This window comes from Stenotrophomonas sp., from assembly GCF_032099025.1.
GTDB lineage: Bacteria > Pseudomonadota > Gammaproteobacteria > Xanthomonadales > Xanthomonadaceae > Stenotrophomonas.
The window spans coordinates 124,876-138,790 of sequence record NZ_DAMCID010000002.1 but is presented as its reverse complement, the minus strand read 5'-3'; the positions used below and the strand labels follow the sequence as shown (position 1 = coordinate 138,790).

General features: G+C 68.8%; 8 protein-coding genes, 2 pseudogenes and 1 riboswitch. Of the genes and pseudogenes, 4 read left to right on the top strand and 6 right to left on the bottom strand.

Features of this window, described 5'->3' with window-relative positions; translation table 11 throughout:
- Positions 1-5 precede the first annotated feature (5 nt).
- From RT456_RS02820 to RT456_RS02805, 4 genes are all read left to right on the top strand, one after another.
- Complete coding sequence (locus RT456_RS02820) at positions 6-1,103, top strand: efflux RND transporter periplasmic adaptor subunit (protein WP_313342197.1); 1,098 nt, start codon at positions 6-8, stop codon at positions 1,101-1,103.
- Positions 1,100-4,165 carry an efflux RND transporter permease subunit gene (locus RT456_RS02815; protein ID WP_313342195.1) on the top strand — a complete coding sequence of 1,022 codons (3,066 nt, stop codon included), beginning with the start codon at positions 1,100-1,102 and terminating at the stop codon, positions 4,163-4,165. The genes RT456_RS02820 and RT456_RS02815 overlap by 4 nt, the downstream gene beginning before the upstream one ends.
- Positions 4,166-4,450: 285 nt before the next feature.
- Positions 4,451-6,766, top strand: a complete 2,316-nt coding sequence (locus tag RT456_RS02810; protein WP_313342192.1) for a TonB-dependent receptor — start codon at positions 4,451-4,453, stop codon at positions 6,764-6,766.
- A gap of 17 nt (positions 6,767-6,783) precedes the next feature.
- Positions 6,784-8,907, top strand: a complete 2,124-nt coding sequence (locus RT456_RS02805; RefSeq protein WP_313342454.1) for a phospholipase C, phosphocholine-specific — start codon at positions 6,784-6,786, stop codon at positions 8,905-8,907.
- A gap of 7 nt (positions 8,908-8,914) precedes the next feature.
- On the opposite strand, the pseudogene RT456_RS02800 reads toward RT456_RS02805, so the two are convergent.
- The 6 genes and pseudogenes from RT456_RS02800 to RT456_RS02775 all read right to left on the bottom strand — a co-directional run.
- Positions 8,915-9,037, bottom strand: a pseudogene (locus tag RT456_RS02800) (VOC family protein); the annotation flags it as partial.
- A pseudogene (locus RT456_RS02795) lies at positions 9,035-9,142 on the bottom strand (AraC family transcriptional regulator); the annotation flags it as partial. The pseudogenes RT456_RS02800 and RT456_RS02795, both read right to left, overlap by 3 nt.
- Before the next feature lie 9 nt (positions 9,143-9,151).
- A complete protein-coding gene (pnuC, locus tag RT456_RS02790) occupies positions 9,152-9,736 on the bottom strand; it encodes a nicotinamide riboside transporter PnuC (RefSeq protein WP_313342190.1) in 585 nt (194 codons plus the stop codon).
- Positions 9,733-11,904, bottom strand: a complete 2,172-nt coding sequence (locus tag RT456_RS02785; RefSeq protein WP_313342188.1) for a TonB-dependent siderophore receptor — start codon at positions 11,902-11,904, stop codon at positions 9,733-9,735. The genes pnuC and RT456_RS02785 overlap by 4 nt, the downstream gene beginning before the upstream one ends.
- Positions 11,905-11,971: 67 nt before the next feature.
- Positions 11,972-12,066, bottom strand: a riboswitch (TPP riboswitch).
- A gap of 40 nt (positions 12,067-12,106) precedes the next feature.
- Positions 12,107-13,237: a phosphotransferase gene (locus tag RT456_RS02780; protein ID WP_313342185.1), complete on the bottom strand. Its 1,131-nt coding sequence runs from the start codon at positions 13,235-13,237 to the stop codon at positions 12,107-12,109.
- Complete coding sequence (locus RT456_RS02775; RefSeq protein WP_313342183.1) at positions 13,234-13,872, bottom strand: response regulator transcription factor; 639 nt, start codon at positions 13,870-13,872, stop codon at positions 13,234-13,236. Before RT456_RS02775 ends, RT456_RS02780 begins: the two co-directional genes overlap by 4 nt.
- Positions 13,873-13,915: the final 43 nt, after the last annotated feature.

Here is a 13,915-nt window from a genome sequence, read left to right as displayed (position 1 = left end):
CATCCATGCGTGCACCTCTCCTCCGCAGCTCGCTGCTCCTGCTCACCCTCGCACTGCTCACCGCGTGCGGCGACAAAGACGACAAGGCCGCTGCCGACGCAGCCGCCACCTCGGCATTGCCTGTCTCCCTCGCCACCGCCCAGCAGCAGCCGATGGCGCGCACGGTGCTGGTCTCCGGCCCGGTCACCGCGTACGAGGAAATGCAGCTGGGCGTGGAGATCAGCGGCCAGCGCGTGACCGCGTTGCCGGTGGACGTGGGCCAGTGGGTCAAGCAGGGCCAGGTGCTGTTGCAGCTGGACCACCGCACGCTGGACAGCGAACTGGCCCAGGCCGACGCCTCGTTGCGGCAGGCACAGGCGTCGCAGGAACTGGCGCGCCTGAACTACGAACGCAGCGCCAAGCTGGCCGCCCAGCAGCTGATCAGCGAAAGCAGCCTGGATGAGCTGCGCGCGTCGCGCATCAACGCCGAGGCGCAGACCGCTACCGCCCGCGCGGCCCGCGACGCGGCCAAGCTGCGCCGCGATTTCGCCGACCTGCGCGCCCCGGCCGATGGCCTGATCTCCAAGCGGTTGGTGCAGCCGGGCCAGGTTGTCTCGGCCGGCACCGAACTGCTGCGCCTGATCCGCGACGGCCGCCTGGAATGGCGCGCCGAGCTGCCCGAAGACCAGCTCACCGGCGTCGCCGTGGGCAATACCGTGGAGCTGCCGTACGCCGATGCGGTGGTCAATGGCCGTATCCGCGCGGTCACTCCGGGCGTCGACGCGCAGACCCGCACCGGGACGATCTACGCCGACCTGCCGGAGCCGGGCACGCTCAAGCCCGGCATGTACATCGAAGGCCGCATCGTCACCGGCGAGGGCCCGGCGCTGACCATTCCGACCGCCGCGATCGTGCAGCGCGACGGCCACAGCTATGTGTTCACCGTGAACGACACGCAGCAGGCCGCGCGCCTGCGCGTGCGCACCGGCCAGGCCGTGCAGGGGCGCACCGCGATCCTGGAAGGCCTGAAGGTGGGCGACCGGGTGGTGGTGGAAGGTGCCGGGTTCCTGGGTGAGGGCGACCGCGTCCGCGTGGTGGCCGACGCCAAGGCGACCGCCAAATGAATATCTCCGCCTGGGCCATCAAGCGCCCGCTGCCGGCGCTGCTGATCTTCTTCGTGTTGTGCGTGGCGGGCCTGTGGGGCTTCTACCAGCTGCCCGTGGCGCGCTTCCCCGACATCGCCTTCCCGATGACCACCGTGACCGTCACCCAGCCGGGCGCCTCGCCCAGCCAGCTGGAGGCCGAGGTCACCCGCAAGGTCGAGGACTCGGTGGCGACGGTGAACAACGTCAAGCGCGTGATCTCCTCGGTCAGCGAAGGCGTCAGCACCACCACCATCGAATTCCAGCTGGAGGCCGACCTGGCCACCGCGCTGGATGACACCCGCGACGCGGTCACCCGCATCCGCACCGATCTGCCGCAGGACATCCAGGAACCGGTGATCTCCAAGGTGGACATCGGTGGCTCGCTGATGACCTACGCCCTGGTCGCGCCGCACATGACGCCCGACGAAGCCAGCTGGTTCGTCGACCGCGACATCTCGCGCGCCATGTACGGCGTATCGGGCGTGGCGCGGGTCACCCGCGTGGGCGGCGTGCAGCGCCAGGTGCGGGTGGACCTGGACCCCAATGCATTGATCGCGATGGGCATCACCGCTGGCGACGTATCGCAGCAGCTGGCGCGCATCCAGGTGGAGCGCGCCGGTGGCAAGGCCGAGATCGAAGGCGCACAGCAGACCATCCGTACCCTGGGCACCGTGGGGGACGCGCAGGCCCTGCGTGACTACTCCATCGCACTGCCGGACGGGCGTGCGGTGCGCCTGTCCACGCTGGCCACTGTCACCGATGGCGCCGCCGACCCGACCGAGGCGGCCCTGCTGGACGGCGAGAAGGTGGTGGCCTTCTCGATGTCGCGCACGCGTGGCTCCAGCGAGGTCAAGGTGGAAGCCGGCGTGCATGCCGCGCTGGACCAGCTCAAGGCCGCGCACCCGGGCATCGATTTCCGCCTGGTCACCACTGCCATCGACGAAACCCACCGCTCCTACGACTCGTCGATGACCATGCTCTGGGAGGGCGCGCTGCTGGCCCTGCTGGTGGTGTGGCTGTTCCTGCGTGACTGGCGGGCGACGTGGGTATCGGCGCTGGCGCTGCCGCTGTCGATCATTCCCACCTTCGCGGTGATGTACTTCTTCGGTTTCACGCTCAACATCATCACCCTGCTGGCGCTGTCGGTGGTGGTCGGCATCCTGGTGGATGACGCGATCGTGGAAATCGAGAACATCGTGCGCCACCTGCGCATGGGCAAGCCACCGCTGGAGGCAGCACGCGAAGCCGCCGGCGAAATCGGCAACGCGGTGATCGCCACCTCGCTGACCCTGGCCGCCGTGTTCGTGCCGGTGGCGTTCATGCCCGGCATCGCCGGCAAGTTCTTCCGCGAGTTCGGCTGGACCGCTGCAACTGCGGTGCTGTTCTCGTTGCTGGTGGCGCGTCTGCTCACCCCGATGATGGCCGCCTACCTGCTCAAGCCGCATGGTGAGGAGAAGCCCGAATCGAAGTTGATGGGCTGGTACCTGGGCTGGGTGGACAAAGCACTGCGCCACCGGGGCTGGACCCTGTGGCTGGCCTTCGCCATGTTCGTAGGGTCGCTGGCGCTGGTCCCGTTGATCCCGGCCACCTTCATTCCGCAGTCCGACCTGGGCCGCAGCAACCTCAATCTGGAGCTTCCACCGGGCACCCGCCTGCAGGAAACCGTGGCGGTGGCCGAACGTGCGCGTGCGCTGCTCAAGGACATGCCCGAGCTGAAGCAGGTCTACACCGCCGTCGGCGCCGTGCTCGACCTGGGCGACCCCAGCGCCACCGGCGTGGGCGAACCGCGCAAGGCGACGCTGATTCTGGATTGGGGCGTGGCCGATGACCGCGACCGCGACCAGCGCGCGCTGGAACGCGACGCGCGCGCACGCCTGGCCAACCTGCCCGGCGTGCGCGTGAGCTATGTCAGCTCCGAGCCGGGCAACCTGCTGCAGCTGGTGCTGTCCGGCGATGATCCGCAGCGCCTGCAGGAAGCGTCCACGGCGTTGGAGCGCGACCTGCGCGGCATCCAGGGGTTGGGCAGCGTGACCTCCACCGCCTCGCTGCTGCGCCCGGAAGTGCAGATCGTGCCGCATCCGGCGCGTGCGGCGGACCTTGGCGTGGCCACGCAGGACATCGCCGAAGCCGCCCGCATCGCCACCGCCGGCGATTACGAACAGCGCCTGGCCAAGCTCAACCTGCCCGACCGCCAGGTGCCGATCCGGGTCGGATTCGCCGAGGCCACGCTGGCCAACCCGGCGCTGATCGGCCAGCTGCGCGTACCGGGCCGCAACGGGCCGGTACCGCTCGCCGCCGTCGCCGATATCCAGCAGGGCAGCGGTCCCTCGCAGATCTCGCGCTACCAGCGCCAGCGCAACGTGACCCTCACCGCCGAGCTCAACGGTCGCCCACTGGGCGATGTGATGACCGAGGTACAGGCTCTGCCCAGCGTGAAGCAGCTGCCGCCGGGCGTGACCTTCCTCAACACCGGCGACGCGGAAGTGTTCGTGGAGCTGTTCATCGGCTTCATGCTGGCGATGGCCGCCGGATTGATCTGCATCTACATGGTGTTGCTGCTGCTGTTCAACCACGCGCTGATGCCGGTCACCATCCTGGCGGCGGTGCCGCTGTGTGCGGGCGGTGCGTTCGGTGCGCTGCTGATCACCCAGAACATGCTTTCGCTGCCGGCGTTGATCGGGTTGCTGATGCTGATCGGCATCGCGACCAAGAACTCGATCCTGCTGGTGGATTACGCGGTGATGGCCGAAGACGAACATGGCATGAGCCAGCACGATGCGCTGATCGACGCCTGCCGCAAACGCGCCCAGCCGATCGTCATGACCACGCTGGCGATGGGCGCGGGCATGATGCCGATCGCGTTGGGCTTCGCGGGCGACTCCAGCTTCCGCGCACCGATGGCGATTGCCGTGATCGGCGGCCTGATCACCTCCACGCTGCTGAGCCTGATCGTGATCCCGGCCGCGTTCACGGTAATGGACGACCTGGGCGAGTGGATGTCGCGCAAGTTCCGCCGCCGTTCCACGCACGGCGCACATTGACCGAACGAGACGACGAACCAACACGACGAACCAACACGACGAACGAACACGACGGGGTAGAGCGGACTGTTAGTCCGCTGCTTTCTGCGCGATGCCGAACGTGGTCGCGAACGGCAGCGGACTAACAGTCCGCTCTACCCTGTCGGGCGTCCCCGGCGCATCGCTCGCGTGGCCGACATGTCATTGCTACGTCACAGCGGGTCTCAATACTGCCGGCCGACCCCACTGCCGCGCCCATGACCGATGCCTACTGGCCGTTATCCCCGCGTCTCCCTGCTTGCCTTGATGCTCACCGCCACCGTACAGGCCATGGCCGCCGAACCGGCCCCGGCCGACGACGCGCGCACCCTGGACCAGGTACAGGTCATTGGCCAGGCCACCAGCTTCGCCAAGACCACCGTCAGCCAGGAAACGCTCAACCGCCAGCAGATCCTGGGCAGCGTCAACAACGCGCTCAATGAACTGCCCGGCGTGGTGGTGAGTGAAGCCGACGCCACCGGTTCGTCGGTGTGGGGCACGCAGATCAGCATGCGCGGCTTCGTGACCAACCGCGATACGCAGCAGATCGGCACCACCATCGACGGCCTGCCCAATGGCGGTTCCGGCTATGGCGGCGGCTCGCTGGCCAACCGCTACATCGACACGCTGGACCTGGAGACCATCGAGGTCAGCCAGGGCACGGCCGATATTTCATCACGCTCCAACGAAGCCCTCGGCGGCACGCTGAACTTCCTCACCAGCGACCCGCTGCAGGAACAGCGCCTGCGCATGGTCGCCGGTGGCGGCGACAACGACGCCCGCAAGTACTACGTGCGCTACGACACCGGCGTGCTCGGCGGCAACACGCGCGCATGGATCAGTGCCTCGTCGGCGCGCGTCAACGACTGGATCGACGGCAGCGGCCATGTCAGCAACGACCATCTCGCCGCCAAGTTCATCACCGAACTGGACCGCTGGACGCTGAGCGGCTATGCCTCGTACAACGACGCCGACGAACCCGAATACACCAGCGTCACCCCCGAAGCCTTCGCCATCAACCCCGACCGTGATGGCCTGACCGGCACGCTCACCGGCATTCCGTACCTGGACCAGAACTTCCGTTCCGGCTCGCGCGCGCTGCGCGAGAACACCTTCGGCTACCTGCGCGGGGCGTTCGACAGCGGCAACGGCTTCAAGCTCTCGCTCACCGGCTACGCGCACAAGATGGAAGGCCGCGGCGACTGGCTGCCGCCCTACCTGGTGCAGGCGCGCAATGATGGCGCAGGCGCGCCGGAATCGGAGTATCTCGGCGGCAGCACCGTGTATGGGGGCAGCGCGCTGGGCCAGTTCTACTTCGTCAACCCCGACGGCAGCGCCGCGCAGATGCGCGCCGGCTGCGTGCCGCGTGCCGGCTTCACTGCCGAGTACGACCCCAACTGCTACGCACCGGGCGTGCAGGGTGTGCAGTCCTACCGCCATTCGCACTACGACAACGACCGCGCCGGCTTCACCGCCGACATGGAGTGGAAGCACACCCTGGGCAGCGTGGACAACACCGTGCGCGCCGGCGTGTGGCTGGAGCAGTTCGACCGCAGCGTGCGCCGCGACTGGCACCGCCTGCTCAACGTCGGCACCGACATCAGCTTCGACCACCAGCCGTACTGGGTGCAGTTCGAAGACCGCTACAAGACCGACGAGCAGATGTACTACGTTGAGGACGTGGCGCGGTTCGGTCCGTTCAGCGCCCGCCTGGGCGTCAAGCAGTTCTTCGTCGACCAGAAGCGCAACCGCGTGATCGGCAGCGCCGAGAACGTGCGCTCGGATTCGAAGTCCGACCCGCTGATCTCCGCCGGCGGAACCTGGACGCTGCCCGTGGAAGGGTTGGAACTGTTCGGTGGCTTCTCGCAGAACTTCGCGGCCATTCCGTCCGGTGTGCTGGGCGAAACCGATGCACAGCGCTTCTCGCGGGTGGAACCGGAGACGGCCGACAACATCGAGCTCGGCCTGCGCGTGAGCCGCTGGCCCTTGACCGGCTCGCTGACCCTGTACAACATCACGTTCGACAACCGCATCGTCTACCTGCCCGCGCGGTTGGCCGATGGCATCGACTACCTGGACGAGACCGATGGCGTCTACGAGAACTTTGGTGGCGTGGAAAGCACCGGCCTGGAAGCCGCGCTCGGCTATGGCTGGGACAACGGCTGGCGCATCAACGGTGCCTACACCTACAACCGCTCCAAGTACCTGGGCAGCGGCAACGTGGCGCGCGACACCGAACTCGGCATCGTCGATGGGGCGCAGGTGATCGGCCAGCCCAAGCACGTGCTGGTGGTCTCCGCCGATTGGCAGGGCGACAGCTGGAACTTCGGCCTGTCCGGGCGTTACCTGGGTGAGCGTTACTTGGACGCAGCCAACGACAACCGCCTGCCCTCGGCCACGGTGTTCAACGCCAACATCGGTTTCGACCTGCAGAGCCTGTCGCCGAAGTTGAAGGGCGTGGGCGCCAGCTTCGTGGTCAGCAACCTCACCGACCGCCGCTACCTGGCCGGTGTGGATGGCAGCGACTCGGCCTTCATCGGTGCGCCGCGCACCGTGGGCGTCTCGGTCCGGATCGACCTGTGAGCCCAGCGCGCCCGCCCGTGACCGACAGCGGCCGCCGCCGGCTGCTGCAGGCCGGGCTGGCCGGTGGCCTGGCGACGCTGATGCCGAGCATCGCGCGGGCGGCGGCGATCGCGCCGTACGCGCGCAGCCGCAGCCTGGAGGACGTGCAGCACATCGTGGTGTTCATGCAGGAGAACCGCTCCTTCGACCACTATTTCGGCACGCTGCCGGGCGTGCGCGGCTTCGGCGACCGTTTCGTGGTGCCGGCCGCACCGCTGGCGGCCGGCCAGCCACGCCGCAACGTGTGGCTGCAGCCCAATGCCGCAGGCACCCACGGCATCGCGCCGTTCCCGCTGGATACCGCCGCGCACTTCGGCTACATGCGGGTGGAAGGTACGCCGCACACCTGGCCCGACGCGCAGCGTGCGTGGGACCACGGGCGCATGGCGCACTGGCCGGCGGCCAAGCAGGACCACGCGATGGGCTATTTCCGGCGCGATGACATGCCGTTCCAGTTTGCGCTGGCCGACGCCTTCACCGTATGCGATGCCTACCACTGCGCGATGCAGGCGGGCACCAACCCGAACCGGCTGTTCCTGTGGACCGGGCACAACGATCCGCACGCACGTGGCGGCGGCCCGGCGGTGGCCAACTCGCACGACAACTTCCCGGAACTGGGTGGCAACCCAGATTCATACACCTGGACCACCTACGTCGAACGCCTGCAGCGCGCGGGTATCGACTGGCGGATCTACCAGGACATGGCCGACAACTTCACCGACAACCCGCTGGCCGGCTTCGAATCGTTCCGGCAGGCATGGCGGGGCGCCCCGGGCCATGACGCCGCCCTGCGCGAGCGCGGCGTCAGCACGCGTGGCCTGGCGCAGCTGCGCGAAGACGTGTTGAAGGGGCAGCTGCCGCAGGTGAGCTTCATCATTGCCGACGCCGCCGGCAGCGAACATCCTGGCCCGTCCAGCCCCGCACAGGGCGCCGCCTATACCGCACGCGTGCTGGACGCGCTGACCGCCGATCCGGCGGTCTGGAGCCGCACCGCGCTGCTGCTGATGTTCGACGAGAACGACGGCTTCTTCGACCACGTGCCGCCGCCGGCGCCGCCATCGGCCGATGCCGCTGCGCCCGGTGGCTGGGCCGGCGCGTCGGCAGTGCCCACCGACGGCGAGTATCACCGGCATCCGTCGCCGGGCAACGAGAAGGCCGATCCGCTCGATCTGCGCGGCCGTCCGTACGGACTCGGCCCACGCGTGCCGCTGTACGTGATTTCGCCGTGGAGCCGCGGCGGTTGGGTGGATTCACAGGTGTATGACCACACCTCGGTGATCCGCCTGATCGAACGCCGCTTCGGCGTGGCCGCACCCGAACTCTCGCCGTGGCGGCGCGCCGTGTGCGGTGACCTGACCGGTGCCTTCGATTTCACCGCGTCCGATGCGCGCCCGTTCCTGGCCTCGCTCCCCGCAACGGCGGCGGTGGCCGCCCGCGCCGCCGCGTTGCCCGGGCGTACGGTGCCGCAGCTGCCGGTGGACCTGGTGCCCGCCCAGCAGGAACCCGGCATACGCCCGGCGCGCGCGTTGCCGTACCGCCCACAGGCGGAGATCGCGCTGGATGCCGACACCACGACCGTGCAGCTGACCTTGGGCTGCGAAGGCGCAGCGGCGGTACTGCATGTCTACGACCGCCTGCGCCTGGAGGCGATTCCGCGCCGCTACACGGTGGCGCCCGGTGCGCCTCTGCAGGATCATTGGCCGATACACGCAGGGGAAGGCTACGACCTGTGGCTGCTGGGGCCGAACGGCTTCCACCGGCAGTTCCGTGGCGAGGCCAACGCCGGTGCACCGGTGCGGGCGTCAGTGAGCGGGGAGGGTGAGCAGCTGAAGCTCGAGTTGAACAACACCACGGGGACCGCGCAGGCGGTCACGCTACGTGCCGCCGTCTACGCGGGCCGCATGCCGGAACGAGAGCTGCAGCTGGCGCCGGGGCAGGCGCTGGATATTCGCTGGAATGCCGCTCCCACGGCAGGCTGGTACGACCTGGAGGTCCTGCAAGCCGGCGCGATGCAGCGCCTTGCCGGGCGCATCGAAGACGGCCGACCGGGCAGTACCGACCCGGCGCTGGGCACCGAGGCGATGCGATTCCTGCTGGATTGACCGTCGCTCAGGCACTTGCCCCGGCGCTGCGCTCGATCATCTTCCAGCCGTTGCCGGAAGGATCGCGGAAGCCGGCATCCACTGTGCCGTAGCGCGCCACCGGTTCCTGGTTGAACTCCACGCCCGCCGCGCTGACCTCGGCCAGGCGGGCGACCGGCCAGGCTTCGTGCGGCGCCTGGTCCATCCGGTCCTTCGCCCGCAGCAGGCGGCGCAGCAGTTCGGGGGTCTGGCTCATCGCCGCAGCCTAGCGCGGTTTCAGTTCCGCCCCTGCATGGCCGGCGGCCGTCCACGCGCGCAGCCCCATCACCGCCATGCCGACGAACACCAGGTACAGGCCCGCGGTCACATCCAGCGACTTGGCCAGGTACATGGCCACGTACACCACGTCGACCACGATCCACAGCCACCACGTGGCGACATGGCGCCTGGCCTGCCACCACTGCGCCACCAGGCTCAACGCCGCCAGCATCGCGTCCAGCCAGGGCAGGGCCGCGTTGGTCCAGGTGTGCATGGCCGCGCCGAGGGCGATGCCGAACACGATGCCCACCGCCAGGTCACGCAGCAGCTGGCGGCGCGGCAGCGGCGCAATGACGATCGCGCCGTCCTGTTCGGCATGCCGGTGCCAGCTCAGCCAGCCGTACAACAGGAAGCCGCCGAAGGCGACCTGCAGCAGGGTGTCCGAGTACAGCCTGGCCTCGATGAACACCACCGCGTACAGGCCCACCGCCACCAGCCCCACCGGCCAGGCGAGCATGCGTCGGCGCGCCATCAGCCACACGCCCAGCAGGCTGGCCACCACCGCCGACCATTCGAGAACGGCCGGGTTCATAGCCCGACCGTGACCGACAGGCGCGCCTGGCGCGGCGCGCCGGCGAACAGGTAGTAATCGCCGTAGCTGCTGCCGGTGTCACGCCAGTAGAAACGGTCGAACACGTTGTCCACCGACAGGGTCCAGGTGACCGGATGCGTGCGCAGCGCGTGCTGGAAACGCACGCCGGCATCGAACACCGAGTAGGACGGTGCCTTTACGCTGCCATCCACGGTGGCGGCATTGGAGGAGGCGTAACGCCAGCCGCCGCTCACGTCCAGGCCCGGCGCGAAGGGCAGGGCGTAGTCCACATGCGCGGCGGCCCGCACCTTGGGCACGTTGACCAGCTGCTGGCCGTCGTAGAACGCGGTGCCGGCATCGCGGGCGCGCGCCTGCAGCACGCTGGTGCTGGCGGTGAGCGCCAGGCGTTCGGTGAGCTGGCCGTTGGCGGTGAGTTCCAGCCCGGTGTGGGTCTGCTTGCCCTCCTGCACGAAGGTGTAGCCCGCGTCGCTGTCATCCGGCTTGGCGTACTGGAACGGCTGGGTGGTGCGGAACAGCGCCGCGCCCAGCGTGAGCGCATCGGCGGCGGCGTACTTCACGCCCACTTCGAGCTGGCGCGAGCGCATCGCCGGCAGGAAGGTGCTGCCGTTGCTGGTCCAGAACGGCGCTTCCTGGCCCAGCGACAGGCCCTCCACGTAGCTGGCGTAGACGTTGAGCTGGCCGGTGGCCGACCACACCAGCGCGGTCTGCGGCAGGAACCGGGACATGCGGCTGTGCCGTTCGGGCGTGCCGCGCTTGTCGTAGGCGCGTTCGTCCAGGCGCACGTAGCGGCCGCCGGCCAGCCACTGCCAGTCATCGCCAAACTGCATGCGGTCCAGCGCGAACAGCGCGCGCTGCCAGCTGTCCAGGCGGCGCGCGGACGGGCCCGGCTGCAGCGGCGAGGGGTCGAACACCGGTACCTGCGCATCGCCGATGTTGGCCGTGCCCACGTATTCGTTGACGTTCTGGCGCTTGTCTACGGTGCGGTGGAACGCGCTCAGCCCGACAGAGAGTTGGTGCGTGACCGCGCCGGTGGCGAAGCGTCCGCGCAGCTCCGCGCGCAGCTCGTCGTTGCGGCGGGTGTCGTCGGGGCTGCGGTAGTCGTAGATGTCGTAATCGCCATTGGGCGCGAAGTAGTTGCCCGGCACGCTGCCATCGGCGCATTCGGCGGCGTAGTAGCAGCCGTAGGCGAACGCGACGTTGTCGTCGATCACCGAACGGCTGTGGCCGAGCGACACGCGCGACTGCCAGTCCGGGCTGAAATCGTAGGTGTGCAGTGCCGTGGCGTTGGTGCTGTCGATGCCCACCGGCTGCTGCCATGGCTGGTGGCCGAGCATGCGGCTGCGGTCCACCCCGCGCGGCAGTGCGCTGCCGCCCAGCAGCTGGTAGCCGGACGCCGAGCGCTGCGCGCTGGTCTGGTAGTTGGCGTCCACTTCCAGCTTGCCGTGTTCGCCGATCAGCCAGTCAGCCGCCAGCGAATAGAAGTTGCGGCGGCCGTCGGCGTGGTCGATGTAGGACGCGCTGTCATCCCAGGCGGCATTGAAGCGCACGCCGAACCGCGGCGTCAGCCAGCGGCCCACGTCCACCGCCGCATAGCGAGACCCTTCCGAGTCGGTGCCCAGGGTGACGGTGGTGACCTCCGCCGGGCGCTTGCCGACATAGTTGATGATCCCGCCGGGCGCCATTACGCCGGCGGCCAGGCCGGCTTCGCCCTTGAGGATTTCCACCTGCTGCACGTTCTCCAGCGCCAGCCGCTGTTCACCGGCGATGGACAGCCCGTTGAAACGGTAGCCGGTGGCCGGGTCCAGCGCGAAGCCGCGGATGGCGATGTTCTGGTAGTAGCCGACCGGCGCGTAGCTGTCGCCCAGCGACGCATCGTAGCGCGCCAGCTCCGACAGCGTGCGCACCTGCAGGCGGTCCAGGAAGGCGCTGTCCAGTACGTTCACCGAGGCCGGCGTGCTCTTCCAGTCACCGCTGCCGAAGCTGCTCGACGGCGGGATCGCGGCGGCGGGCTTGCGCGCCTGCACACGGACACCGGCCAGGTCGGTGGGCGAACGGTCGCCCGTGCCGGGGTCGGCTTCACTGGCATGCAGCGGCAGCGCGGCGCAGAGGGCGGCGGTCAACAGCGAGAGGCGGTAGCAGCGGTTCATTCGATTCGTCATCAGCCAAAGGAGACGAAGCGAAGGCGCACGCGCGCACCAGGCCGGACGGGCGGTGCGTGCGCTGCTCAAAGCTCCCTACGCCGGTGCAAACCGGATCAGGTTCCAAGGGACTCTCTCAGCCTGGTCATCCAGGCACCCCCGCTTCAGCGCTCATGTTCCCACCAAACGGCCGCCGTTGCGAGCCTGGACCTCAAGCGGCGGCGTGCAGGGTGTCCAGCAGGGCCCGGCCAGGAGCGGTGCCGAACCAGTCGGCATGGCCGAGCAGGAAGGTGTGGTAGGCCACGTCGGCGTTGGCACTTGAGCCGGTAACGCCCTGGAAATACTCCACTTCGGACAGGGCGAAATCCAGGTGGACCACCGGCAGCAGGTCCGCCAGCAGGTGCACCTGGGCCGCCGACAATGCCCGCTCCTGCCGGTAACCGGCGAGCAGGGCCAGGGCGATGTCCGGGTGCGCGGCCGGGCCACCCGGGTCTGTTGCCAGCCAGGCGATGGCGTTGCGCTCGATGGCGGTGGCCAGGTCGAACAGTGCGCTGGCCGGCGAGGCCAGGCCGAAGTCGAAGATGGTGCCGATCGTGGCGTGCGGGTCCTGGCCGGTCCAGAGCAGGTTCGAGGCATGCCAGTCGTTGTGGCCCCACAGCACCGGTTCGGCCTGCAGGCGTCCCGCCAGTGCGTCATGCCACGGCAGGACCGCGCGCTGCAGGTCCTGTTCCCAGTGCTGGCGCGACAGGTAGGCGGCCAGCCCGGGGCGGGTGGCCAGATCGCGGCGCAGCGCGTCCACGGGATCGGCGGCGCGGATCAGATCGTCGCGTGCCACCAGCAGGTGGGTGCCGCGCTGCGGTGCGTGATAGCTGGCGGACGCGTGGTGCAGGCGACCGAGCATCGCGCCGGCCGCGTGCGCCTGCGCGAGGTTGGCAAGCGGTGTCCACGACGGCAGGTCGCGGTACAGATCCTGGCCGTCGCCCTCGGCATGCAGCTCGTAGGTCCAGCCGTCGTGTTCAAGCGCCGTGGCGCCGTCATGCGCGTGCAGTACCTGCACCACCGGCAGGCCGGCACCGGCCAGGTGCGCGATGAAGCGATGCTCCTCCTCCAGCACGCCCGGCGTGCGCACGCGAACGCCATGACGCTTGACGAAGCAGCGTTGCGACCCACATTCCACCAGCGCCGCGGCGGAGAAGGGCCGCGGGCTGTGCCACAGCACCCGGCAGTCGCCGTCCAGCGCCGCGTAGCGTCCGCGCAGCCAGGCCAGCGCAGCGTCGCCGATGGCGGGCCAGTCGGCAGCCACCTCGTCGTTGTCGAGGCCCTGTACGCGGTGATCGTTCAAAGATGATCGTCGCGCAGGTAGTCGAACAGCTCGGCATCGCCCTTGAGGCCGAGCTTGAGCATGGCATCGCCCTTCTGCCGGCTGATGGTGCTGACGCTTTTGTGCAGCTGCTGGGCAATCTGCTTGACGGTCAGCCCACGGCCGAGCAGGCGCAGCACTTCCACTTCCTTCGGCGACAGTTGCCGGGTGCGGTCGTCGTCCACCCCTTGTGTGCCGATTGCGTCAATGCGGTCCTTCAACGTGCGGCTCACATACGGCTGCCCGCGATGCACAGCCTGGATCGCCTGGGGCAGCTCATCCATCGACGATGCCTTGTCGACCAGCCCCAGCACGCCGGTGGACACCACCATGCGCAGGATGGCCAGATTGTTGGAGACGCTGAGCATCACCACCGGAAGGTCGGGGAAACGGCGCCGGATCATCCCGACCATGGCGAAACCGTCAGCCTGCTGGCTGCCCGGCATCGAGTAATCCGTCACCAGCACATCACACTCGTGCGCGGCCAATGCCTGGAAAAGCGCATCGGCGCTGCTGGCTTGGGCCACCACCTCGCCCACGCCACTGGCTTCGATCACGGCCTTGGTGCCGATCAGGACCACCGGGTGGTCGTCGGCGATGATTATGCGCAGTTTCATGGACTAGTATTGCCTGTGAGGCAGCGGCCCTTGCAGGCACGTT